This is a genomic window from Bacillus chungangensis (assembly GCF_030812995.1).
GTDB classification, from domain to species: domain Bacteria; phylum Bacillota; class Bacilli; order Bacillales; family Bacillaceae_C; genus Bacillus_CF; species Bacillus_CF chungangensis.
In genome coordinates this window covers 65,157-90,705 of record NZ_JAUSTT010000014.1, presented here as the reverse complement: position 1 = coordinate 90,705, position 25,549 = coordinate 65,157, and the positions used below count along the sequence as shown (strand labels likewise).

Below are 25,549 nucleotides of genomic sequence, written 5' to 3'. Positions count from 1 at the left end.
AACTATATAGAATCTTTACACAAAAAATCCTTTTTAGCGCTTGACAAAACAATAAAGAATATGTTAATAGTAGTTAATACTATAACGACTAAAGAGAGAAGTTGTTTCATGGATCATATTTATACAGAGTTGCAAAAATTAGGTTTCTCCCAATACGAATGTAAAGCCTATATAGGACTGCTAAAGCATTCCCAAGTAACAGGCTATGAAATCAGCAAACGAACTGGTGTACCGAGATCAATGATTTATGAAGTGTTAGGAAAATTGCTGGATAAGGGAGCAATTTATACGATCCCATCAGATCCGGTAAAATATTCACCTGTTCCAGCTAAAGAATTAATGGAACGATTAAGAAAAGATTTTGAAAGTTCCTTTGATTTTTTAGAAAAAGAATTATCTGTTTTAGAAACAGAACGTGAAGCAGACGTCATTTTCCGCATTCATAGTGAGCAGCTAGTTCTAAATGAAATGGTCAGCATCGTTCAAAAGGCAAAAAAAGAAATATGGCTATCTATTTGGGAACCGCAAGTTCAATTTATTAAAAAAGCCATTGATGCCCAAACAGAAAAGGGAATTCCCATTTTTACCATCCTTTTTGGAGCGCCTAAAACGCAATTAGGTTTTACTTATCATCATAACTACATGACACCAGATGTCGTAGAAGAACGGATGGGCGGGCATTTAACAGTGATTGTTCGCGATAATACAGAGGTACTTATTGCAAACTTTTCCGAGAGTACAGCTCCTTGGGCGGTAAAAACGAGCGATCCGGCACTTGTGCTTGTGGCAACTGAATATATACGCCATGATATTATGATCGAAGAAATAACGAAGGAATTCGGCTCAGATAAGCTAGATGCCCTTTGGAGAAATAAAAAAGATTTATTACACGTCGTCACAGGAAAACGGTTCAAGCAATGAATGAGAGCCGTATTTTCTTCGCAAGATTTATAGTAGTTAGGATCATAACACCTAAAGGGAGTTGAAAATATGAGTACGAAGGAACTCTATTTGGAAGATAGCTATTTAACAACATGTGAAAGTACTGTGCAAAAAATCGATGGAGATAAAGTTATTTTAGATCAAACTGTTTTCTACCCTACAGGAGGAGGCCAAGAGCACGATACTGGTTATCTTATCCAAGCAAACGAAGCGTTTAAAGTGTACGAAGTAAAAAAAGAAAAAGGAAACATCGCACATTACGTCAAAAATGCTCATTGTCTGCAGCTTGGAAAAGTGACTACAAAAATTGACTGGGAAAGAAGAAAAGGATTAATGAGACATCATTCTTTGCTTCATGTGCTGGGCGCAATTGTTTATAAAAAATATGGTGCACTTTGTACTGGAAACAAAATTTATCCTAATCGGGCAAGAATTGACTTTAATCACCTGGAGGATTTAACGAAAGAACAATTAGAAAGTATTGTGAACGAAACGAATCAGATTTTAAATGAGCATCACCCGATCACATCGCGATTTGTTTCAAGAGAGGAAGCTGAAAATAGCTCAGGATTAATAAAGACAATGGTCAACCTCCTTCCAGCATCAATTGCCACTGTTCGTTTAATTACGATTTCATCTATTGATGAACAAGCTTGCGGCGGTACACATGTTTCAAATACGAATGAAATCGGCAACATGAGCTTAGAAAAAGTAAGCAGCAAAGGAAAAAACAATAAACGATTTGAAGTTACGCTAACCTAAAGAAATGGAGCACGAAAATGAAAAGAGAAAGCAGTATTGTAATAAAGCAAGAAGATGGCTCGTTACAGGAAGAAAATCAATTGCTGCAAGGCGTGAAGGATTGCGTTCCCACATTATTAGGCTATTTAAGCATCGGCTTTGCAGCTGGGGTCGTACAAAATACAGCTGGATTAAGTATATTAGAAATAGCGATGATGTCTTTATTTCTATATGCTGGTTCCGCTCAATTTATTGCAGCAGGCATGTTCGCCTCCGGTGCACCTGTTTTATCTATTATTCTAACGATATTTATTGTGAATTTAAGACATTTCCTATTAAGCGCAGCCCTTGCCCCACATTTTCGCCGTTTCCCAACTTGGCAAAATATGATAAACGGTTTCTTGCTAACGGATGAAACGTTTGGGGTTGCATCAAATCACTTGGCAAGCGGCAAACAAGCAACATATAGCTGGTTGCTAGGATTAAATGTAACAGCTTATCTTAATTGGCTGGTAGCCAATCTGGCTGGAGCCTATTTTGGCAATTGGATCACAAATCCTGAAGCTTTTGGTCTTGATTTTGCCCTGCCAGCAATGTTTGTAGGTCTGTTAGTATTGCAAATGGCTGTCCGCTCTAAACTAGCAATCAATCTTTTCGTTGCAGGCTGTGCAATCCTCTTTACTATCGGAGCTAGTTTTTTGCTTCCAAAAGGAATTGATATCCTTTTCGCTTGCATCCTTGCAGCTACCTTAGGGACGGTGATGAAAAAATGGAATTAAACATGACGGTTCTACTTATTATCTTCGGGGGAGCCATTGTAACAATGCTTCCACGAGTACTGCCATTAGCGGTCCTAAGCAAAGTCGATCTGCCTGATTGGGTAGTGAATTGGCTGAAGCATATTCCCGTAGCCATTATGGCTGCTTTATTAGCACAGGAACTCCTAATTCCTACAGAAGAATTCGGCTACTTTTACGGCAATCTGCGTCTACTCGCCGCAATTCCTACTATCCTCGTTGCCATATTCACTCGCAGTTTACTAGGAACTGTTATCGTCGGCATTCTTTCCATGATGCTCTTGCGTTTTATTTTTTAAAGTGTTTTTTTAAAAAAAGCCAAGCCCGTAAAGTATCATCGCTCGTGATGAAAACTTTACGGGCTTTAATTTTAAATTGAATGTAAATCATCAGTTCATTTTTTTTGTCAGTTGAATACTGACCATTCCCCCTCTGTATGCTTAGACTAATCGTCACTATATAGCACTTTTTAAGTGTCAAACCAGTTTTCAGTAGTGGCTTTTTTCAAAAAAGGTATCTAATCAAACGTTTGTTTACGTGCAATACTAATAGCTAATGACCATTTCAATGACAAGTTGTTCGAAAGTATTGCTTCTATCCCCTAACTTGTTCACATATTCTAAAAAAAATCATCATTAAAAAATACTTGCTAATCTAAACAAATACCTGTATAATTCTAAATCGTAACTATTACGTTTTAACGAAAACTAAATCGGCATCATTCTTATTTACGTTGAAAAGGGGAGAAAAAACTTGAAAAAAGCAAGGCTATATCTCATCATCCTTTTAATTTTATCTGCTTTTGCAGCCGGCTGTTCTTCATCATCGAAAAGCCCTGCTACTACTGAAAAAGAAAAGCTCACTGTCTACACAACCATTTATCCATTAGAGGACTTTGCAAAAAAAATTGGAGGCGAGCATGTTGAAGTTGCTTCCATTTATCCGCCTGGCGCGGATGCTCATACGTATGAGCCTACACAAAAAGTCATTTTAAAAATCGCTAATTCTGATCTTTTTATCTATAACGGCGCAGGAATGGAGTCCTTTACAAATAAACTAACAGACACGCTTTCAAAAGAGAATGTCAAAATCGTCGAATCAACAGAAGGAATCTCCCTAATCGACCATTCGCACGAACACGAGGAAGAGAACGAGGATGGGCACGATCATGATCATGGAGAAGAAGGTCATCACCATCACAATGTCGATCCTCATGTTTGGCTTGATCCTGTTTTGGCGATGCACCAAGCGAATTTGATAAAAGAAGCGCTTATTGAACTAAAGCCAGATGCAGAGGAAGATTTTAAGAAAAATTATGCAGCGATCAAAAAACAATTTGAAGAGCTCGATAACAAATTCAGAGAAACTGTGGAGCATGGACAAAAAAAAGAAATACTAGTAGCACATGAAGCATATGGCTATTGGGAAAAACGGTACGGAATAAAACAAATAAGTGTAACGGGATTATCACCAACGAACGAGCCAAGCCAGAAAAAATTAGCTGAAATCATTGAAATTGCAAAAGAACACGAGTTAAATTACATTATTTTTGAGACTTTTGCAACACCAAAAATTGCCGATATCGTAAAAAAAGAAATTGGCGCTGAAATCCTTCGTATGCACCATCTTTCTTCCCAATCAGAAGAAGATAAAAAGGAAAACAAAGATTATTTTGATTTAATGAACGAAAATATCGAAACGCTGCAAAAAGCTTTGCAATAATTGCTTGAAGGTGATTATAAGACTTGTGATAATTGAATGGTCTCTGTCCCATATGCTACAACGAAAAATAGCGTTTTCTAACAATTCTTTCAGATGGAGAAAAATGAATCGTTTTTTCTCCATCTGTTTTTGTATGTTTATATACTGCAGTTGGCTGATATCAGCTACTTTCAGTAGATTATAAAGCTGATAACCTGCTCGTTTTTATAAACAACCTAATGATCTGAATCCGACTAAAATCAGACGGGGTTGTCTCGTGAATCAAATTCTAAAAACTTAGATATATGTTAATATAGTTCATGTATAAAATAATGGCAGGTGATTTGGTGCGTACGTTAACAGATCGCGGAACATATAAATGGTTTATTTTATTCATTGCAACCTTTGCCCAAGCTTGCGCAACTTTTGTAACGTATGGAATGGGCCCTTTAGCAACCTTTTATCAAAGTGAATTCCATTTATCTCAATTAGAAACTGGTTTAATTGTTTCAGCAGTGAACATAGGCCCGATCTTTTCAATGATTTTTTTTGGAGATTTAATGGATAAATACGGAGAAAGGTGGACAGTAGGGCTCGGCGCCATTTTGTTAGGATTGAGTATTACGTTAGCTTATTTTTGGGATAGCTTCGGTGCATTATTAATCATTTTGCTCTTTGTAGGAATCTGGTATGGAACTGCTCAGCCTGGCGGAAGCAGTGCAATTGTGAAATGGTTCCCTAACAAAAATAGAGGGCTTGCAATGGGAATTCGGCAAACAGGAATTCCATTAGGAGGAGCGGCAGCATCGATTGTTTTACCCTTCATCTTTTATCATCATGGATTGCATAGCGCCATTCTGATGCAAGGACTTGTTTCCATTATTGGAGGTATCATTTTTCTATTATGCTATAAAGATATAAACAGAAGCGAAAATAAAAGAAAAACTACCACTCTAAAAGAAAAGATAAAAATCATCCAGAATACCCCATCGTTATACCCAGTATTCTACATAGGCATTAGTATGATTTCTGTTCAATTAATCATTGTTGCGCACTTAATGAGTTATCTAAATAAAGGACTTCACATCGGACTTAGTCAATCGGGAATTTTATTAAGTATTGCTCTAATAGGCGGAATGTTGGGGAGAATCGTTTTGTCATGGATAAGCGATCATCTTTTTCGGGGAAATCGAAGCAAGCCTTTGCAGCTTGCCATTTATGCAACTGTCATCACCATTGTTGCTTTCATTCTAACACCTCATGGATCAAATGACATTTTCATAGGATCATTATGTTTTATCTTTGGATTTTTAGGGATGGGGTGGTTTAGCTTATTTATCGTCATGGTTTCTGAAAAAGCGCACACAGAGATGATCGCTTTAACAGTTAGCGTCGCATTGACGTTAAATCAGCTTTTTATTGTAGCGGCTCCTGCCACATTCGGGTTTATTGTTGATATAACAGGCAGTTATACAATCCCATTTCTTTTACTAGCAGTTTTTATAGCTATTGGCCCGATTTGGTTGAACAAAACAGAGAGGATGGAAAAAAGATCATCTATAAATAGGCAAGAGGAAATCGGTTAAATACCATTATTTTCAATACTAGAAAAAACCGTTGAAACTACAAAATATCAAGATTTCACTAGACATTGCCTACAACATAAATCACATCATTCGAAAAGTCCTCATCCATTTACTCTATCTCTACTAACATCATTTTTCTAGATAACTCACAATCATTCATTTTACTATCCCAAAACGATGATATTGATGCCAATTGGTTATTTGAAATAAATGTCATCTAAAGAGTGAGAGGAGCTTCAGTAGCTCCCCTTTTTCTATTGCTGTCGTATATCGTTAAGATCATGGGTTAACAGCACTTTTCCCTTGTTTCCAGGAATTTGTGTATGATGTAACGCATGTTTAAAATCTTTAAATTTATATTTTCCGTTAATCTTTGCTAGTTTAATATTCTCTTTTAATATTAGATCGATGATCTCAGTAAATTTTTGATGCCACCTTGAAGTAGAAGCAAGTTGGTTCCACCTCCGTAGAGAAAATAAATCTGGAGGGATTCCGAATTCTTTGTTTATTTTCTCCCAATCTACTTGTATACCTGAAAGCAGGCCTAGACTAAGATAACGCCCATTCTGTTTTAAACATTTTGCTAGCAATTCTCCACTTTCTCCACCAACTGAGTCGATGGAAACATCAACCCCTTTGCCGCCTGTTACATCCATCACTGCTTCATTTATATTTGCTGTGGAAGAATTGAAAACTTTCCACGCACCTAGCTCATATAATTCATTGCGATGGATTTCATTTCTTATCACTAATAGGATGCTAAAGCCTAAAATGTTTGATAACTGAGTAAAGAAACGAGCAATAGCAGAACCGCCAGCATTCATTAACAAAGTATCTCCTGGTTTTAAAGCTAAATATTCGCTACATATGATCCAAGCAGTGAGTGGATTGATATATAGCTGGCTGGCAACATCATTACTGAAACTGTCAGGAACTTGAATAACAAATTCTGATGGCGACTTTACAAATTGCTGCCAAGTTCCTTCACCTCTTAGAGGCAATGCCCTTTTTCCGATTAGTGAAGCTGAAGTGTTTTTTCCTACATCGACAATGACACCTACCCCTTCATAACCCGCAATAAAAGGAAGTGAGATTCGATGTGAATATGAGCCTCTGATCGGTATTAAGTCTGACGGGTTGATGGGACTAGCAATCATTTTCACTAATACTTCATTTGGTTGTAAAGGTGTTATCTCCATTTCATGCAATGCTAATCTTTCTAAGGGATCACCAAATTCTTCATATTGGAGCACGAGATTTTTTACTTTCATCACCCTCTTTAGCATATTGGCGACAGCATTCACGATTCAGCTGATTTCATGAAAGCAAAGAACTGATTTACATTTTTTTCACCATAAAGACTTGTTCAGCTCTCGTTGTAAAGCCGCAATCTTTTAAAAGTGCAACCACTTCTTTACTTTTTGCGGTTAAATTATAAGTCGATCTGTTACATACTTGCTGAGAAGGTCCGTACACATGATGAAGCAGTGTCTGGATTGCCGCTTTAGAATCAGCAACATCGTCCTTTACGTGACATTGATACAGTATGATCCCACGAAGATTGCCATTCTCATATACTTTTTTGAAGAGTGCATAACCAACCGCTTCACCGTGCGCCGTTTTTAAAATAAGTGCCTGTCCATCCTTAATGTTTGTGCTTTGTGTTTGCCACGGCACCAATGATTGATAAAAAGGAAGAGCAGCTGCCTCCTGTGTAAAGCATTGAGTAACGGTATAATTTCCATTATCGTAAAATGGTTCACTTCGAAAGCTATCTTTATGTTCTAAAAATAAAAGCTGATCAACGACTTCAAATCCTAATTGTTCATATAGAGCGATAGCCTTTTCATTTTTCGAAAAAGCTTCCAGCATCGCAATATCGACTTCTTCCTGTTTATAAATCTCAATAGCAGCTTCCATGAGCGCTCTTCCTACTCCTTGTCGCCGAAACTTAGAAGCAACACCTGTTCCGCCATTCCATGCTATTTTTTGATTCCCAATTTTCTTTATTCCATTCATGAGTATACCTGCAGGTTCATCTCCAAAATATCCTACGATAGAGAGAGCTGGAGACAGCCCTTCTAAGCCAATACGCGACGTAAAACGATCAGCCGTCATCGCAATATCGATAAAATATCCTTCAAAACCGCTGTTCCAAATATTAGCAGCTTCTTCAAAGCTGCACGCAGAAAGCTTTTTAATTGTCAATTCCATCTGAATACCTCCATATGTTGTTCACTAGTAAGAAATGCATCTGTCTTGCTTGTTTTATTCGATAAAAAAAGGAAAACGACTATCAATCTAGCGCTTTTTCACTTCTTTACTCCTAAAAATGATTGTCATATTTGCCTTTCTCGTTATTATAACTTATCCTTCTCTTCCCGTACCACTCTTCTCGCAATACACCCATTCGAATGGAGTCATAATATTCACCATTGTAAAACCGGCATTTACGCAGCCTGCCCTCAAGCTTCATACCTAACTTTTTCCCAACCTTCATCATCCGTTTATTTCCTGACCACGTGGTAAGGCCAACTCTTGGGATAGGCAGTGTTTCAAATAAATGATTTGTCCACATTTGCAGCGCTTCTGTACCATAGCCGCCATTCCAATAAGTTGGAGAATAAATAACGATTCCAATTTCTAGCCAATTGGAAGGTTGATGCTCCCAATAATATGAAACAGTCCCAATGATATGATTATCAACGATGATGAGCATTTGATCGTCTATCCCTGCTTCCATTCTTTTCAGCATGTTTGCTTCATACGTTTTGTGGTCTACTCTTTCTAATGGAAAATAAGGAGCATCCCACTTTTTCCATTCCGGGTTTTCTGCTCCATATATCAGCTCCCACAATATTGGAATATCTTCTTTTTCAATGAATTTTAAAATGACCTTTTTTCCTTCTAATACAGCTGTTTCTTTATTGTTCAATTTGTTAGTCCCTCCATGTGAGATGATACAATATTTATTGTTTCTTCTCCTAACTACTTTTCGACTAAAGCCATATAAAAACCTTTTAGACATTCATAATTGGAATGAAAATGCTCACAATAGGAATAGTAGTAAAGAAGCTATTTAAAAGAGGTGGAATGATAATGACTCAACAGCAACTGCAAGAGACTGCGCTAGAAATTATGAACACTGATCGTGTTGGAATCATGGCGACTGTAGCAAATAACAAACCGTATGCCCGCTACATGACTTTTTTTTATGAAAATGGGATTCTTTTTACGATTACACACTCAGAAACACACAAAATAGAGGAGATTTTGCAAAATCCTTTTACACATATTTTGCTTGGATATGAAGGTGGAGGTTATGGGGATGCTTATGTAGAAATAGAGGGTAATATTACTGTTACAAGCGGCGATCATATGATAAAAAAGCTTTGGAATGACCACGTTTCTCCTTGGTTCAATGGTCCTGACGATCCTGATTTACTTGTACTCGAAATTAGGCCGCAGCAAATTCGACTATTGAACAAAAAAGGGCTCCCTCCTCAAGTAATCGATCTAGATCAAATAATATAACACTTTCATTATAGGTCGCCTTATTCACCTGTTTCTTTGGGATGTTGTTGTCAGACTTTTTCTTATCCTGTTTGCAATGATTGCATACTAGTCAATTTTCCCCCTTATTAATCAAACTGATAAACGAAACTGATCTCTTGTCAAAGCTCCCGCTACTATTTCACAGCAGCGGGAGTTCTCCTTTTTTCACTATCATTTTAAACGAATCACGTTTATTTCAAATTGTATCATTCCCCTCGGGAACAGTGTCCACTTTAAGATGAGCTAATTCTCATGTACCTCCGTTCAAATATTCATTAAACGTATTTTTATTTTGTATTGACAATAAAAACAGCGGTGATATACTGTGTATATCGTTATATACAGTATATCACCATAAAAGAAAGGAATAACTGAATTGGGAAACAGAGATGAACGAATCATTATCCTTTTCGAATGCAAACAAAATTGGAAAGCAATGATTACCAATATTATTTTTATTGTATTAATTGGTTTTTTGACGGGAAAGTTTATCGATGCTTTGCAGTTTGACAAAGAGCAATCCCATTTGTTTTTCACTGATTTATTGCTATTTGTTGCTCTCCCATTCTGCAATCACTCTTATTATCATTATGTTACCGGACAGCTAACGGATCATAACTGGCGCCGCAACATCTTTTATCGGATGCTGCCTATCCCTACATTAACAATTATAAGAGCGAAAATAATGTTGCATTGGGGGACATTAATCGTTGTGCTAGTTCTATATTTTACAAGTGTGAGCATATTTTCGAGACATTTGCTGGACTACTTGACAATACTGCAATATGTTCGTTTTTCATTATTATGGATTAGCTATATCTTTATTTTAAATATGATTGTGATTTATCTTGAACAGACTTTAAATCGGAAAAAATTTTTTTGGATAACGAGTCTTGTGATTCCGCTTTGTCTATTCGTTATCCTCATTCTCACACATTATGTTTTTCCATTAAAAAGCTTAACGTACAGCAGTCTTCTTTTGGCGGCAAACTACACGGTTATTAGCTTAGGGATTCCTTGTCTTGTTGTCTTTCTACTGCTCTATTTAAAAGCGAAAATGTCTGTATTCATTCTCAAGAAAGACGTGCCAATGCTATGAAAAAACATGATGAATGGAGACAATTGCCTATTATTGTGGATAGTGATAGTTCTGAACCGCTATATGTCCAAATTAAAAACCAATTAAGGGCGCTTATTATGAGTGGCAAATTGTCAAAGGACACGCTGCTGCCATCTATTCGTGCTTTAAGTCAACAGCTTTCTTGCAGCATCATTACAACACGAAGAGCATATCACGATTTGGAAATTGAGGGCATTATTAAAACAAAGCAAGGACTGGGGACATTTGTTACAGAAATTCAACAGCAAGAACAAAGTTTTTATCAGGAAAACGAAATACGCAAAATACTTCGTGATGCCATTACGTTAAGCAAGTCTTTTCAATATAGCAGCAAAGACTTAATACGCATGCTTACAGAAGAATTAGAGAAGGAGGATAAATCGTGATAGGAAATAATCCAGTCGTGTCATTTAGTGAAGTAAGCAAAAAAATCGATCGCTTTCAGTTAGAACACATTTCTTTCTCCGTCGAAAGAGGTACAATCACCTCTCTTGTTGGAGCAAATGGGGCTGGAAAAACATCGATATTTCAACTGCTGTTAGGCATCCTGCATCCAGATAGAGGAAGCATTTCCCTTTTTGGAAAAGAAAATAATCAGCAAAAAAAAGAAGCCTGTTTCGCTTTTGTTCCAGAACATCCAATTGGCTACGAAATGTTAACATCGAAAGAAATAGCCGCTTTTTATGCTAACTGGTACGCTTCATGGGATCAGCAGCAATTTGAAAAAAGATTGCGAGATTATGAAATAGAAGACAATAAAGCCTTTCATCACCTATCGCAAGGCAATCAAAAAAAACTTGCTTTTATTTTAGCATTGGCATCTAATCCATCATTGCTCATTCTTGACGAACCAACCAATGGCCTAGATGTTTTTTCTAAAAAACAGATGCTGGAGGATATCGCAACTTTTATGCAAACAGAAGACAATACTGTCTTTTTAGCGACTCACCAAATGGATGAAGTGAAAAAGCTAGTCGATTTTTTAATCGTCCTTCATAAAGGAAAACTGATTGGAAAGTTAGAAAAAGATCAACTGCTTTATGAATGGAGAAAAGTCTACGTACCTGCCGTACCAGAAAAGCTAAAGGCATGTAAGGATACAATCGTACTTGATAAGCATCATCAATTTTTTATCACGAAGCATTTTTCACGAGCTAAAACAATGTTAATGGAAAAAAAAGTACCATTGATCAAAGCAGAATCATTAGAATTAGACGATATTCTATCGCTTCTGCTTTCAAAAAACAATCGCTTATTAGAAAGTACGCACGCACCTAAATAGACATCTATTTAGGTTCAGAATTATTTTAATAATAAAAAATGAAGGGGAAGGAAAAAATGCCATTTATTTCGTCTGTTAGTTTATATTTTTTTGTATTTCTGTTAGCTGCTATACCATTTTTTGAAGTCATAGCGGTTGTACCAATAGCAATTTTAAGTGGGATGCCCGCTATTCCCGTAGCGATTTTAGGTTTTTTAGGAAATGCATTGACGATTCTCTTGCTTGTCCTTGCTGTTGAGCGTTTTAAAATATGGCGAAAAAAACAGCGCAACGAACCAAAAAAGACAAAAAGAACGGAACGTGCTGTCCGCCTTTGGAATCAATACGGTATGCCGGGATTAGCCATTATTGGCCCACTTTTCGTCGGAAGCCATTTAACTGCATTGATGGGCATCTCATTAGGAGGCAAAAAACGTCTCGTGACGGGATGGATGATTGCTAGTCTAGCAATTTGGACATCGGCAGCCGCTCTTGCTGCTCATTTTGGTTTTTCCTTTTTGCCTGATCATGATGGTGTCTTATCTACTTATTTTCAACAAGGAGGGTCTGAATAAAAGATGTTACAGCTAACTCGGAAAGAGAAAAGTTTGGCGATCATGATGCATAGCAGCTCATTACTCTTAGCCTTTCTCGCTCCCATTATCTTTTATTTCTTCACTCGCAAGAAAAGTGCCTTTTTAAAGGCCCAGTCAATTGCAGCAATCAATTTTCATTTTACGTTATTAACGATTCTAATCATTTCTATTTTCGTTCCAATGGAGCTCCATTACTCCCGATTTAGTATCATCATCATAGAATTTCTTCTCATCATCCATGCGATCTACTCAACAATAAAGGGAAAACTCTATCGATATCCAGCTATTCAGTTTTTCAAAGTTCCATCATTTTAAGACTAGCAGAGTAGTAGAAGTGAAGTCGTTTAATGGTGATTCTTCCTCACATGATTGGAAGTTTGGCTAAGCCCTTTAGATTTGTAAAAGATGAAAAATGGAAACTCCCACTTCATGAATGTTGAAGCGGGAGAATATCATTCAACTTTACTCATTGTTTAGAAGTAAAATGCGAGACATCCTACTTTGATTCCTAGAGCCTTGCTGCCATTAGATTTGAGATGAAATTGCCGTATTCCTACGGAGCCTTTATATCGAATATTCCTAATGAACTGATAAAGACGATAACGATTGTGATTGGTACTAGCCACTTCATCAATGTTCGCCATATTGAAAACCACGAAGGCGATAAATGGTGGCCTAACTGAAATTCAACTTTCACAAGCATTTGATCCATTCGGAAAGAAATAAATAAAGCAATAAATAAATTTCCTAATGGAAGCATAAGATTGCTCACTAAATAGTCTGTTGCATCGAAGATTGTTTTTCCAAACAACGTAAAGTCTTGCAAAGAACTTGAAGACAGTGCGGCTGGAATTCCGGCTGCGAAGACAATAATGCCAGTCAACCATGCAACTGCCTTGCGTGTCCATTTGCCATTCTCGGTAAATGCAGAAACAATAATTTCGAATAAACTAAAGGAAGACGTTAAAGTAGCAAATAAAAACAATAATAAAAATAAACATAGGAAAACTTCACCAAATGGCAGCTGCGAAAAAACAGATGGCAAAATAATAAACAATAAGCCAGGCCCCTCAGCAGGTTCAAGCCCAAAGGAGAACACAACTGGAAAGATTGCCAGTCCTGCTAATAAAGAAACAAAAATATTCATTCCGACAACAGAACCAGCCGACGATGGGATGCTGACTTGTTTGTCTAAATAAGAGCTGTATGTAACCATACAGGAAAAGCCAACCGCTAGTGAAAAGAATGACTGGCCTAATGCATATAAAACGGCTCCGCCCGTCATATTTGAAAAATCCGGCGCTAGAAAAAAGCGGACTCCTTCCATTGCACCATCTAATGTTAATGAACGAATAACAAGAATGATAAAAAATATAAATAAGAGCGGCATCATATACTTGCTTGCACGTTCAATCCCGTTTTTGATTCCTGACGCAATCACGATGACATTAAGGAAAATAAACAAACCAAGACCTAAAATGGTAATGAGCGGCGAACCAATAATATGCTCAAAAAGAGCTGGATACTGAGCATGCTCACTAATCACTTTCCCCGGTATTGATAATGCACTATAGATAAGAACCCAGCCACCTACAACGCTGTAAAAAGACAGCAATAAAAAGCAGCCGAGGACACCAAGCCGGCCAAGCCACACCCAAGTACTTTTAGGTGCCAATTTTTTATAAGCACTTATGGCTTCCTTCCCTGCTCCCCTGCCAATAATAAATTCAGAAATTAGCATTGGCAGTCCAATCAATAATGTAAAAACAACAAAAATGAGGAAAAAAGCTCCTCCTCCATTCATTCCTGTCACATAAGGAAACTTCCAAATAGCGCCGAGTCCTATCGCAGCCCCAGCCGAGGATAAAATAAAGCCTAATTTCGACGACCACTGCTCTCTGCTTTCTTTCATTACATCCACTCCCTATTTCATGGTCGGATAATTCTCTTAAACTATACCATCATACTGTTTATTGATCACAAGTGCAAAAACAGGAATAACCAGCAGTGGTTCATTTTTGATGTCTAGCACTTTCCATTATTTTTTATAGTGTCGTTCTCAAATCCCATAATTCTGGAAAAAAGCGATGATCTAATACTTGTTTCAAATAATTGACACCTGATGATCCGCCAGTGCCTATTTTAAAGCCGATAATACGTTCAACCGTCTTCATATGGCGAAAACGCCATTGCTGGAGCCAATCTTCAATATCAATCAGCTTTTCAGCAAGTTGGTACAAATCCCAATATTGATCAACATGTTGGTATACTTTACGCCAAGCAGCCTCCACAGTTGGATCACCGCCGTACGTTTTAGAAAAATCACGTGTCAATAAAGCGGGATTAATAGCAAAGCCTGCCCGCGCCAGCGCCTTGATGGAAACATCGTAAATACTCGGTGCATGATAAGCCTTCTCCAGCTTCGCATAAAGAGCAGGGTCCTTTTCGTAAATTTTTAAAATATGGCTCGTTTTATAACCAAGCGCAAACTCAATGAGCCGATATTGATAAGATTGGAAACCTGAGGCTTTTCCGAGCTTATCCCGAAACTCCATATATTCCGCTGGTGTTAATGTCGATAATACGTCCCAAGCTTGAATGATTTGAGTTTGAATCTTTGATACACGGGCAAGCATTTTAAATGCTGCTTGCATTTTTCCATCTGCAATTGCTTCTATTGCAGCCGTCAATTCATGGATGGTCAGCTTCATCCAAAGCTCACTCACTTGATGAATAATAATAAAAAGCATTTCATCATGATGATCAGATAAACAGTGCTGACTTCCGAGCAATGGTGTTAAGTGTAGGTAATCGCCATATGTCATATCGTGCAAAAAGTCCGTATGAATCCCTTTTTCTGCTTCCAACTTTTTATTTAACTCAGATATTGGCTTTGACAACTCCAGATTCCCCCTCATTCTTTCAATTAGATGGACCTGATAACCGCTCGAACAGGACTGCCATCAGCTCCATGAATAGGCAGTGGCAGGGCAATCAGTTCATAATCACCTGGCTTCACATGTTCTAAGACGACATTCTCCAAAATATGGACGCCATGTTGATGCAATGCATGATGAGCTTTCAATTCTTTACTATCTAATGGGTCTACTGAAGGAACATCCACCCCAATGAGGAAAATGCCTTTCTTTTGTAAAAAAGCACCGATATCTTCACGTAAATAAGGAATCGATTTAGGAAATTTGGTTGGATTGTCTATTGTCGATGTGCGCAGCAATAAACGAGAAACCCCCTCTAAAGATGATTTGGCCAATTCCTCCCTGCCAATGCTTTCATAGTTAGACACATCGATCACACGAGCTTTCCCAATATACATATTGATATCGAGCTGATGCACTTGCATGCCATTATCATCAAAATGAAATGGGGCATCAATATGCGTACCAGTATGTAAACTTGTTGTTATTTTCCCAATATTTACTGAACCTGTTTGCTGTTTTAAAAATTTCACCTCATAAGTAAATGGGGTATCGCCGGGCCAATGCCTGATATCATTCGTCAAAGGTTGTGAAATATCAATCCACTTATTCTTATTTTTTGCCAATTATGCCACCTCATCACGTTTATTTTCAAACTGTTTGTACTGCTCTTCGTTCATAATCACTTTTAACCTTTGCACCGTTTCCCAGACTTCTGTAAAAGTATTATAGAGCGCTACTGGTGCAAGGCGAATGCCATTCGGTGCTCGAAAATCGGGAATAATGTTGTTTGCTTTTAGTGCTTTACAAATTCGTGCTGCTTCTCGATGTTCTAAATAGACGTGGCCGCCCCTTTGTTGATGATTGAGTGGATTCGCAATTGTGAAGTCCTCTTGTTTTAGTTCTGCGTCGATTAATGCCATCATGTAGTCTGTTAATTGCAATGATTTTGCACGAATATTCTCTATGCCCGCTTCTGCAAACATTGCTAGAGAACCTAACAGCGGTGCAGCACTTAATAAATGCGGTGTTCCCATTTGAAAGGCGCCAGCATGAGTTGCCTGAATCATTGTATGTTCCATATCAAACTGCTTATCTTTTCGAGAACCAAACCAACCAGCTAAGCCTGGCTTTACACCAAAGTGGCGCTTATTCACATAAAGGCCGCCAACCGCTCCCGGTCCGCCATTTAAATGTTTATAATTGCACCAAAAAGCAAAATCTACATCCCACTCGCTCAACTGATGCGGAATGGAGCCAATCGAATGGCAAAGATCGAAGCCAATGACGATATCGCGTTTATGCGCTGCCGCCGTCAACCGTTTTATATCAAGGATTTGCCCACTTCGATAAAGCACACTTGGCAGCACAATCAATGCAATTTCCTCTGACATTTGGGCAATAATATCCTCTTCCTTCAGTGTTCGTCCATCTTCACTCTTTACTTTCACTAGATGGTTATTAGGATCTAGTCCTTTTAATGTCAACTGACTTTGTAAAGCATAAATATCTGTTGGAAAATTTAATTCATCAGCTAATATTTTTGTTGCGGAACCGTTTGGATGGAAGAAGGCAGCGACTAGCTGGTGCAAATTCACAGTAGTTGAGCCCGTTACAATTGTTTCTTCTGGCTCTGCACCAATAAGAGACGCTGTCATTTCCCCTAATTTTTCTGATAGATAAAACCACGGATGTTCTCCCTTTGTCCATCCATCAATTCCATATTGTTTCCATGAATCAAGTATCGACAGCAAAGCTTTCTCTGCTCTTTTCGATAAGAGTCCCAATGAATTGCCATCAAGATAAATCGTCTCAGGCTGTATATAAAATTCTTCTCGAAAGTGAGCGAGAACGTCTTGTTCATCCAACTTTCGTGCATAGTCAATAGATAAGATCCTCTGTTCAGCACCCATTCCTTTCACTCCCCACTTCTGAATTTTCAGTCTTATTTTACTATAAAAAATAATATAAATCGAGTAGGAAGGGCGAAAAACCCATCATACTCGATTCATTTTACCGGTTATCTTTAACAAATATAGCAAGTAAGGCGCTCCCACTAATGACACTAAGAGTCCAGCGGGAATATCATTAGGGGCTAATAAATACCGCCCGAGGAAATCGGCGAAGGTTAAAAAGATGCCGCCAAGCACAATGCTGACAGGAAAAACATACATGTGTTTAACACCAACCATGCGTCGAGCAGCATGTGGAGCCAATAAACCGACAAAGCCGATTGTCCCAACTAATGCTACACTAACGGCCGATAAAAAAACGCCTGCTATGATCATATATAAACGTGTTCGATCTATTTTTATTCCAAATCCAACGGCTAATTCCTCTCCAAACATGAGAACATCATATGTACGTGAAAAATAATATACGATCGGGAAACAAATGATAACCGCTAAAAAGGCGATAAGAACAGAATCCCAAGAACTTCCATACGTACTTCCTGACAACCATGTTAAAACTTGTGTAACACCTAGCTTAGATCGTACTAGGAGCACTTGAATGATGGCGGAACAAGCTGCAGAAAGCGCTATTCCTATTAGCACAAGCATCGTCGGCTGAAAACCAGATCGGCGGCTAAGATATAAAATCGTCGCCATCACAGCAAAAGCACCAATAAATGCACCGAACGGAACAAAAAAGATCGGCAAACTTGGGATCACTGTTAAAAATAACATTGCTGTCATTCCGGCACCTGAAGTGACCCCTAGAACAGAAGCATCTGCCAGCGGATTTCGCAATACTGCTTGCAGTAATACGCCACTAGCAGCCATGAGCATGCCAACAAGAAAACTTGTCAATACTCGGGGTACACGGAAATCCCAAACATATACGTTGTGGAGAAGCTCATGAGTGATTTCATAAAGGGGGGTGAATGAAGTCCCGCCAAATGATATCCCTAAAAAGAGAACAGCTGCTGATAAACATAATAAGATAAGTGCAAGGATTGATTTATTTGGAAAATAATCATTTCCGTCTAATACAGCTTGTTTTCCTTGTCTCCCTTTGCTCATTTTCACCGCTAAATAAACGAGCCACGGACCACCAACAAGAGCTGTCATCGCCCCAACAGGCAGTTCAGATGATTGGGATACAATACGGACGAAAATGTCTGCAGTAATGAGCAGCATAGCCCCTATGACAATGTTTGCAACGATCATATCCCGATGTTGGCTAAAGCCTAGCAATCGTACGAGATGTGGGGCAATAATACCGACAAAACCGATCGGGCCAACTACTGCTACTGTAGTTGCTGCAAGTAAAATAGCAATAATCCAGCCAATTGTTTTAATCGTTCCAACCTTTTCCCCAAGGCCAACAGCTGTTTCATCTCCGAGAAGCAAAACATCAAGTTTTCTGCCGAAAAGCCATGCAACTAAAATAGCTCCCAATAGCCAAGGCCAAGCAAATTGAACACCAGACCAATCTAATTGCAGCAAAGTACCAGAACCCCATAAAAATAAACCGGCTGCCTCATTCGAAAAGAAAAGCTGTAATGCACTTGTAAAAGAAGCAAATAACATACTAACAATTAAACCTGTTAAGGCCACACGAACAGGATCGAGCGTTCTCCCAACCAACCATGAAACGATTACTGCAGCAGTTAATCCTCCTGTAAATGCAACTAAAAGAGGGTGTTGGCCGCTGATGGATGGAAAAAAAATCGTAGAAGCAACGACAAAAAAGTATGCTCCAGAATGAATGCCCAGTGTGCTAGCACTTGCTAAAGGATTTTTCGTCATTGTCTGCATCAGCATACCAGCTATTGCCAAGGCTGCCCCTGCTAAACACCCAACCACAAAACGCGGTAGTCGTGTATATAGAAAAAACGTCAATTGCTGTTCATCGTCCATCAATTGCTGCCAAAAAGTAAAATACCCTGGGGAAGACTGACCTTGGCTAAGATGAATGGATGCTAAAAATAAGAAAAGTAGAATCCCCCCTAATACAGCAAGTGTTTTTTTTATAGAACTAGCCATGTTCATCCCTCTTTTAATGCCGAAACGAGGTTATCAACGATTGTTTCTACGGATAACACTCCACCAAATAACCAGCTATCGCCGCCAAGATCATACATCTTGTCTTCTTTTACAAATGAGTAGTTTTGCCATACTTGATTGTTTTTAAGATTATTAAATAACGGGTCGTCTTTTTGCACTGAATGAATCAATAAAGCATCTTGATATGGAGCCAATCCTTCCACATTTGCTTTTATAAAACCGTATTCAGCTGTTTTTTCTTCTGTAATGATATTTTCCAGCCCTACCTTATTAAATATTTTGCTAGCTGTTGAATTTTGCGTGAAAAGCCGGAAAGATGGCGCCTGGTTAGCACTGAAAGCCTGTGTCAAAACAAATTGATTTGTTGGTAATTGCAACGTGTCAATCTCTTTTTTTGCTTCCTGGTATTTTTCTTCTAATTGTTTCAAAACATGATCGGCTTCTGCTTCTTTTTGCAACAGCTTAGCAGTCGTTTTAAAGTTGCTAATCATATTTTCGTATTGATCTTCTCTAGCTTTTTCTGTATATAATTCATAGAAAATGGTTGGCGCAATTTTTTCTAAATCCTTTTGAATTTTTTCGTGGCTTTGTTTAAACGTAATAATGACATCTGGGTTTAATTTTGCAATCTCCTCTAAATTAGGTTCTTGCCGCTTCCCAACATCAACAACATCATCACTTATTTTTTGATTAATATTCACCCATTTATTAAAGCCTTCTATATCAGTCAGACCTACTGGCTGCATATCTAATGCAAGCATGTCTTCTGCAAAATTCCATTCTAAAATTACAACTCGCTTCGGTGCTTCGTCAAATGTAGCTTTTCCTAAAGAGTGTTCAATTGTAATAGCATCTTTTTTTGAACCTTCAGTTATTTCTTTCTTTTGTTCGCTTTTGTTAGCACAAGCTGCTACAAAAAAAATAGCGAAAACAATTAAAAGTACAATTTTTTTCATTCTACTAATTCCCTTCAACATAATGTCCTATATACTAACAAGCAAAGACATTATAACCTTTATGAAAATGATTATCAATATTAATTACACTTTATAATTATTTATATATGTAATAATATGTATCATAAAATACAGCTATAACTTGCATTTAATACGATACAAAGCCTTTACTGATGTTTTTAAAGAGGGGATTTTAAATGTTCAATCCATTCCTAGGAGGTTTTTTAGATGCTAAATCCCCTAAAACGATAGTGGGGAATGCTAAATCCCCACTAAAATATTGCTGATTGTTAGCAGGAGAGTCATATGTTTTTAACTCTTGTTAATATAACCGTTCACGATAACTTTCTTCTAAGGCGCGTTGAATTGCCTCTTCGTCATGACGTGGATCATTAATGTGTGCGGATAAGATTTTGGCAGGTGATGGCAAATCAGAGCGGTTAGGCCAAGAACGCGGTTCCCATAATTGTGATCTTTTTAATGCTTTCGCACAATGAATAAAACACTCCTCTACTTCCATTCCAATCGCAAGCTTCGGTACTTTTCCTTTTACAGCCATCGTTTCCAACAATGCTTGATCAGCAATGATATAGGCTTTTCCATTTACTCGCAATGTCTCTTCTAAACCTGGGATTAGAAAAATAAGTCCAGCTTGTGGATTCGCGAGAATATTCCGGATAGAATCAATTTTACGATTTCCGGGACGCTCTGGAATGACAAGCCGCTTTTCATCTAAAATTTGGACAAAGCCAGCCATATCACCACGTGGCGAGACATCGCATGTTCCATCTTTATCACTTGTCGCCAGTAAGACAAAAGGTGAAAGTCGAATAAAATCTTGACAATGGTGATCCAAATAATGAATCGTTTTGCGTTTAATTGTTTCTCTTGGGTAGCCAATCAATTCCCGCACTTGTTTTTCGGTTTTCAAAATCTGTTTGAACGGCATGTATTTTTCTCCTTTCCAAGCAGCTACATTTAGATTAGTTCATTGTCTCTTGAAAAACAATGAACTCGTCTAAGCATCCCTTAAACGAGTTCATGAAGCAGTCCTATTTACTTGTTCATTTTTTCTTTGACTTTTTTTGCGTATTGATCAGCTGTCAACATCGCATCTACAACCATTTGAGGCGTTACTTCAAATGGCATATTATTCATTGTTTCATCCGGTTTACAAGCTGCTTCAGCAACTTTATAAAGGTCTTCCATACTTGCATTTTCTAGTTTTATTTCTGCCAATGTTGTAGGAAGGCCAATTTGGACACACAATTCAATAAATCGGTCAATTTCATCCATATCTCTAGACTCAAGGATTAATTGTGTCAACGTTCCAAACGCAACTTTTTCACCATGCATCAGGCTATGGATTTCTCCGTGCAATACAGTAAAACCATTATGTATCGCATGTGCTGCTGCTAGCCCTGCACTTTCAAAGCCAAGTCCACTTAATAAAGTGTTCGCTTCTACAACTGCTTCAACTGCAGGAGTAACTGCGTTTTTCTCTACTGCTTGAACTGCGGAATAGCCATAAGCAAATAACGTATCCCAACATTTTTCTGCAATAGCTGTTGCAGCGAGTGTAGCTCCTCCTCCTGCCATCGCTTTTTTACGGGCTTCGATTGTTGCACGGCCTTCTACCCAAGTAGCCAGCGCATCACCAATGCCTGCTGCAAAAAATCTTGTTGGAGCTTCTGCAATAACTTTTGTATCGACTAAAACTAGATCAGGGTTTTGTGGATAAAACTTATATGATTCAAAGACACCTTCATCAGAATAAATAACGGAAAGTGCACTTGTTGGTGCATCAGAAGCAGCAACTGTAGGTACTGTTACCCATTTTGAATGCAAGCCATACCCTACAGCTTTTACAGTATCAATTGCTTTCCCGCCGCCAATACCTATACAAACACCAATATTTTTATCTTTCGCGTTATCAATAATGCGAATTACTTCATTTTCAGAGCTTTCCCCCTGAAAAACAACTTTTTCTACTTTAATGCCTTCTTTTTCTAAACTACCTACAACTTTATCGCCAAGCAGTTCCCAAACGAAATCGTCGGCCATCACTAATGCAACCGTACCAAGTGGCTTGACATAACTGCCAATTTTTTCAATAACGTTACTTCCTTGTACATATTTACTAGGACTAATAAATGTTTTTTCCATTGATGCCACCTCATTTTTATAACTTGAAGAAAAGTAATTTCTTCTTATTTATTAGCCTATCATATTATCGTCATATAATACCTTGGAAAATTGGAAAGTATTGTGTCAAAATTAATCATTTGTAAAAAAAGGAAATCAATATACTTAAATCACGAATAAACAACTTGATTTCTTTCCACATTTTAGATATGAAGGTGTTCACTTTCTCTTTTTGCTTTTTTGCTTTTCTATCTCAATACTACGCCATAGATATAACGATGCATAGCTTAAATATGGCTGCCATTCTTTGCTGTAAGTGTCCATTTGTTCGTAAGTTGGCTTTTTATCTAATTGGAAAAGCTTTTTTATTGCATGTTGAATACCGATGTCTGCTTTCGGAAAAAGATTTGGTCTTCCTAAACCAAATAAAAGAAAACTTTGCGCTGTCCACGGACCAATGCCCCGAACTTTTGTCAATGTCTGTACAACTTCTTCATCAGAAGCAGTCTGTAGTACTGAAAGGTCTAATTCTCCTGTTGTGATTTGTTTAGAAACCCCGATAATATATTCTGCTTTTCGTTGACTAAATTGTAATTCTCGAAGCGCGTCTACTGTTAGCCCCGCTACTTTTTCAGGAGACGGGTAAAACCAAACTCCTTTTTTTTGCATGCCATAAGTATGAACGAATCTTTTGGTAAGTACATAAGCAAATGCGATATTTAATTGTTGGTGAATGATCGATTTGACGATACAACTGTATGGAGAAAAATCAAGGATGATTGGTGTACCTAAATGCGCTTCGAAAATATCCCTTAGGCTTGTTTTTAGAAAATGACGATGAATATCTGATAGAGACGTTTTCCATTGAAAAATAGTAAAAATATGCCTTAAACAAGCATCCTTTGTTTCTTCATGATCCCCCGAAACAATGAAAAGCGGGTGTGTCGTTGTCCCGATTGCTTGAACAGTTGCAATTTCTAACTTTGGCTCATAAATAGGAACAGTAATTTTTCGTTCCTTCCTATCTATCGCATGAAGCGGATCACGTGCTAGACGATCAAGTGCACGATCAAAATCATATGGACCAATGCCCTCTACTTCCTCTTGCCACATAACAAAAAACTCCTCTCATTTTAGAATAAAGTCGGGTACGAATGTCCCTCTCCGAAAATGAGAGGGTTTCAAATGGACACTTGACTTCATTATCCTTTGGCAATACACAAGATGAAACACACGTTCGATTATGTTCATTATAAACGATCATCTCTTGAATTGCAGTAAGAGTTTTCTTCTTTTGCTGATGAACGTCAATTATTTCAAAAGCCTCCTTCAGGAAGACGGATATGTTTAAATGGCAAGCTGAAAATAAACCGTTACATTACAATGCCACTTCTCTTTCGCTAAATAATCTCTAAACATTCAGAACTCTATTATTATTTCTTTTCCTTACTAATTTCTTTCTCAATAGTTTAACATGCACCATTTTGCATACGCCTTTTAGTAACATAACTTCCACACAAATACAACGCAATAGTCCACGCTGTTAAGCATAAAAGGTGTTCTTTAAAATGCCAGAGGCTTTCTCCAAACTCCATGCCATGTACGATAGTCATAAAGTATTTCTGTGGAATAAGATCACAAATTCAGTTAAACACTTTATTATTCCCATTTGTTGGAATAAAACATCCTGATAAAACACTAGTAATGATCGTGACACCACTTGTGATGAGATGGATATTGCGATCGAATATAGAAGACATAAACAGTCCAAAGACGGTAGCAAAAACAGTCAAGACGGTAAGTAAAATGGCTACTGTTCCAAGTCCAAAACCTATGTTAATGTCAAAAAAAAGTTTGGTTACTATAATCGCAACATAAGATGGTATATAAAGGCATAAGAAAGTAAATATTAATTGAACAAAAAGATACTGTTTTACACTTACCGGTGAAGTCATGATACGCTTGAATGTTTTTAAATTTCTGTCCTCTGGGTATAGCGTTGTTAAGGCCACTCCTTGCATAAGGATAATCATCGTGATAAACCCAAAAATATTCGTTCCTATTCCACGTAATTTCCGTTTCACATCATCGCCTTTATAGTTGTCAGGAAGGGTGCCAGTTGAAAATAAAGTCTGAATTGCTTCTTTTTCCTCGTTATTTTTCAAAGTCATTATTTCATAATCACCATGAACACTTTCCTTTACAATGGCCACATAGTTACCCTCTACAAGTTGAGAAACCTTCGGTGATTCCTCTACCATTTCAAATTGAAAATACGATGATTTAGGAATACTATGCGTATTTTCTGAAATATACGCAATTACTTCTTTCGTTGTGGTTCTCCCAGAAAAAAATATGGAGACTGCTATCATAAGCGGTACAATGACAACCGCAATAAGAATAATTTCATTTTTAGTCCATACGCGTTCCAATTTGTTTCGAAATAAATCTATCATACATATTCCTCCGGCCTAAAAATAATTTGACAAATAACAATACAAACAACAGAAGCAAGGAGCAAAAATAGCAAAACTGGTAAAAAAAGTTGAAAGTCGTTATCATAGATAATGCGAAATGTGCAATCGACCACCCATTTTATTGGTGAAAATATTGATATATCATTGATGACTTTGCCAAATCTGTGAATTTGAAAAAATAAACCACCAAAGAAGATAAATAATGCCAAAGGGATCTGCATAATTGCATTCGCTCGCTCTTCATTTTTAAAAATACAGCAAAACATCGTACCTAGACAACAGCCAAACAAACTGAAAAAATTAAGTACCAACATGACGTAAAAAATATTTTTCCCTCCATAATTTATTTGTAGCAAAAATTGTCCGATAGGCAGCAACAGACCATATGAAAAAGTAGCTAAAATATAGGAAGAAACTACTTTGGAAAGATAAATTTCTGTTTTAGAAACAGGGACATATACAATACGCAAATTTCCTTTTATCACTTTTTCCTCCATAAACGCATTGGATGCAGTCATTGCGATAACGGCCACAGAAAAAATCACCATCTTCACACCATAATAATCATAGGACGTTGTAAGCTCTGTTCCAAAACTGGATTTCGTGACAAAACCCATGATGCCAATCAAAATGAGCGGAAGCAACGTATTAGAAATGACCAAAAATGGATTTCTGAGAATATTCATAAAGTCGAATTTAACTAATTTAAAAAAATTCATATTCCGG

At 37.7% G+C, this 25,549-nt stretch carries 26 protein-coding genes; 12 read left to right on the top strand and 14 right to left on the bottom strand.

What is annotated here, in order from left to right; genetic code table 11:
- Positions 1 to 108: 108 nt before the first annotated feature.
- The 6 genes from J2S08_RS12555 (at position 109) to J2S08_RS12530 (ending at position 5,767) form a co-directional block, all read left to right on the top strand.
- Positions 109 to 921, top strand: a complete 813-nt coding sequence (locus tag J2S08_RS12555; protein ID WP_307229994.1) for a TrmB family transcriptional regulator — start codon at positions 109 to 111, stop codon at positions 919 to 921.
- Between the two features lie 69 nt (positions 922 to 990).
- Positions 991 to 1,704, top strand: coding sequence for an alanyl-tRNA editing protein (locus J2S08_RS12550; RefSeq protein WP_307229991.1), 714 nt, complete (start codon positions 991 to 993; stop codon positions 1,702 to 1,704).
- 17 nt (positions 1,705 to 1,721) lie between these two features.
- Positions 1,722 to 2,462 carry an AzlC family ABC transporter permease gene (locus J2S08_RS12545; RefSeq protein ID WP_307229989.1) on the top strand — a complete coding sequence of 247 codons (741 nt, stop codon included), beginning with the start codon at positions 1,722 to 1,724 and terminating at the stop codon, positions 2,460 to 2,462.
- Positions 2,453 to 2,779: an AzlD domain-containing protein gene (locus tag J2S08_RS12540; protein ID WP_307229988.1), complete on the top strand. Its 327-nt coding sequence runs from the start codon at positions 2,453 to 2,455 to the stop codon at positions 2,777 to 2,779. Before J2S08_RS12545 ends, J2S08_RS12540 begins: the two co-directional genes overlap by 10 nt.
- A 454-nt stretch (positions 2,780 to 3,233) precedes the next feature.
- Positions 3,234 to 4,202 (top strand): metal ABC transporter solute-binding protein, Zn/Mn family, encoded by a 969-nt coding sequence (locus tag J2S08_RS12535; RefSeq protein WP_307229986.1) that lies wholly within the window; start codon positions 3,234 to 3,236, stop codon positions 4,200 to 4,202.
- Positions 4,203 to 4,513: 311 nt separating this feature from the next.
- Complete coding sequence (locus tag J2S08_RS12530; protein ID WP_307230058.1) at positions 4,514 to 5,767, top strand: MFS transporter; 1,254 nt, start codon at positions 4,514 to 4,516, stop codon at positions 5,765 to 5,767.
- Positions 5,768 to 6,021: 254 nt separating this feature from the next.
- Here the strand turns inward: J2S08_RS12530 and J2S08_RS12525 are convergent, their stop codons facing one another.
- The 3 genes from J2S08_RS12525 to J2S08_RS12515 all read right to left on the bottom strand — a co-directional run bounded on the left by J2S08_RS12525 (position 6,022) and on the right by J2S08_RS12515 (position 8,702).
- Positions 6,022 to 7,038: a zinc-dependent alcohol dehydrogenase family protein gene (locus tag J2S08_RS12525; protein ID WP_307229984.1), complete on the bottom strand. Its 1,017-nt coding sequence runs from the start codon at positions 7,036 to 7,038 to the stop codon at positions 6,022 to 6,024.
- A gap of 67 nt (positions 7,039 to 7,105) precedes the next feature.
- Complete coding sequence (locus J2S08_RS12520; protein ID WP_307229983.1) at positions 7,106 to 7,981, bottom strand: GNAT family N-acetyltransferase; 876 nt, start codon at positions 7,979 to 7,981, stop codon at positions 7,106 to 7,108.
- 112 nt (positions 7,982 to 8,093) lie between these two features.
- Positions 8,094 to 8,702, bottom strand: coding sequence for a GNAT family N-acetyltransferase (locus J2S08_RS12515; RefSeq protein ID WP_307229981.1), 609 nt, complete (start codon positions 8,700 to 8,702; stop codon positions 8,094 to 8,096).
- 164 nt (positions 8,703 to 8,866) lie between these two features.
- Here J2S08_RS12515 and J2S08_RS12510 point away from each other — a divergent pair, with 164 nt between their 5' ends.
- The 6 genes from J2S08_RS12510 (at position 8,867) to J2S08_RS12485 (ending at position 12,614) form a co-directional block, all read left to right on the top strand.
- A complete protein-coding gene (locus tag J2S08_RS12510) occupies positions 8,867 to 9,301 on the top strand; it encodes a pyridoxamine 5'-phosphate oxidase family protein (protein ID WP_307229980.1) in 435 nt (144 codons plus the stop codon).
- A 397-nt stretch (positions 9,302 to 9,698) separates the two neighbouring features.
- A complete protein-coding gene (locus J2S08_RS12505) occupies positions 9,699 to 10,421 on the top strand; it encodes a hypothetical protein (RefSeq protein ID WP_307229978.1) in 723 nt (240 codons plus the stop codon).
- Positions 10,418 to 10,828, top strand: a complete 411-nt coding sequence (locus J2S08_RS12500; protein WP_307229976.1) for a GntR family transcriptional regulator — start codon at positions 10,418 to 10,420, stop codon at positions 10,826 to 10,828. The genes J2S08_RS12505 and J2S08_RS12500 overlap by 4 nt, the downstream gene beginning before the upstream one ends.
- Positions 10,825 to 11,724 carry an ABC transporter ATP-binding protein gene (locus J2S08_RS12495; RefSeq protein WP_307229975.1) on the top strand — a complete coding sequence of 300 codons (900 nt, stop codon included), beginning with the start codon at positions 10,825 to 10,827 and terminating at the stop codon, positions 11,722 to 11,724. Before J2S08_RS12500 ends, J2S08_RS12495 begins: the two co-directional genes overlap by 4 nt.
- Positions 11,725 to 11,780: 56 nt before the next feature.
- Complete coding sequence (locus J2S08_RS12490) at positions 11,781 to 12,278, top strand: small multi-drug export protein (RefSeq protein ID WP_307229973.1); 498 nt, start codon at positions 11,781 to 11,783, stop codon at positions 12,276 to 12,278.
- A gap of 3 nt (positions 12,279 to 12,281) precedes the next feature.
- Positions 12,282 to 12,614 (top strand): DUF4870 domain-containing protein, encoded by a 333-nt coding sequence (locus tag J2S08_RS12485; RefSeq protein ID WP_307229971.1) that lies wholly within the window; start codon positions 12,282 to 12,284, stop codon positions 12,612 to 12,614.
- A 238-nt stretch (positions 12,615 to 12,852) separates the two neighbouring features.
- On the opposite strand, the gene J2S08_RS12480 is transcribed toward J2S08_RS12485, so the two are convergent.
- From J2S08_RS12480 to J2S08_RS12430, 11 genes are all read right to left on the bottom strand, one after another.
- Positions 12,853 to 14,211, bottom strand: a complete 1,359-nt coding sequence (locus tag J2S08_RS12480) for a sodium-dependent transporter (RefSeq protein WP_307229969.1) — start codon at positions 14,209 to 14,211, stop codon at positions 12,853 to 12,855.
- A gap of 133 nt (positions 14,212 to 14,344) precedes the next feature.
- The gene (gene kynA / locus J2S08_RS12475; protein WP_307229967.1) at positions 14,345 to 15,217 is read right to left on the bottom strand and encodes a tryptophan 2,3-dioxygenase; all 873 of its coding nucleotides are present in this window, start codon (positions 15,215 to 15,217) and stop codon (positions 14,345 to 14,347) included.
- Positions 15,218 to 15,225: 8 nt separating this feature from the next.
- Positions 15,226 to 15,861: an arylformamidase gene (gene kynB / locus J2S08_RS12470; RefSeq protein ID WP_307229964.1), complete on the bottom strand. Its 636-nt coding sequence runs from the start codon at positions 15,859 to 15,861 to the stop codon at positions 15,226 to 15,228.
- Entirely contained in the window at positions 15,862 to 17,148 is a 1,287-nt protein-coding gene (gene kynU, locus J2S08_RS12465) for a kynureninase (RefSeq protein WP_307229963.1), read from the bottom strand.
- A gap of 84 nt (positions 17,149 to 17,232) precedes the next feature.
- Entirely contained in the window at positions 17,233 to 19,224 is a 1,992-nt protein-coding gene (locus J2S08_RS12460; protein ID WP_307229961.1) for an iron ABC transporter permease, read from the bottom strand.
- A gap of 2 nt (positions 19,225 to 19,226) precedes the next feature.
- Positions 19,227 to 20,201 (bottom strand): ABC transporter substrate-binding protein, encoded by a 975-nt coding sequence (locus J2S08_RS12455; RefSeq protein ID WP_307229959.1) that lies wholly within the window; start codon positions 20,199 to 20,201, stop codon positions 19,227 to 19,229.
- A 322-nt stretch (positions 20,202 to 20,523) separates the two neighbouring features.
- Entirely contained in the window at positions 20,524 to 21,150 is a 627-nt protein-coding gene (locus J2S08_RS12450) for a pyridoxamine 5'-phosphate oxidase family protein (RefSeq protein WP_307229956.1), read from the bottom strand.
- Positions 21,151 to 21,257: 107 nt separating this feature from the next.
- A complete protein-coding gene (locus J2S08_RS12445) occupies positions 21,258 to 22,367 on the bottom strand; it encodes a glycerol dehydrogenase (RefSeq protein WP_307229954.1) in 1,110 nt (369 codons plus the stop codon).
- A 198-nt stretch (positions 22,368 to 22,565) separates the two neighbouring features.
- Positions 22,566 to 23,459, bottom strand: coding sequence for a DNA-3-methyladenine glycosylase family protein (locus J2S08_RS12440; protein ID WP_307229953.1), 894 nt, complete (start codon positions 23,457 to 23,459; stop codon positions 22,566 to 22,568).
- Positions 23,460 to 23,989: 530 nt separating this feature from the next.
- A complete protein-coding gene (locus J2S08_RS12435; protein ID WP_307229951.1) occupies positions 23,990 to 24,802 on the bottom strand; it encodes an ABC transporter permease in 813 nt (270 codons plus the stop codon).
- Positions 24,799 to 25,542 carry an ABC transporter permease gene (locus J2S08_RS12430; RefSeq protein WP_307229948.1) on the bottom strand — a complete coding sequence of 248 codons (744 nt, stop codon included), beginning with the start codon at positions 25,540 to 25,542 and terminating at the stop codon, positions 24,799 to 24,801. The genes J2S08_RS12435 and J2S08_RS12430 overlap by 4 nt, the downstream gene beginning before the upstream one ends.
- Positions 25,543 to 25,549 lie beyond the last annotated feature (7 nt).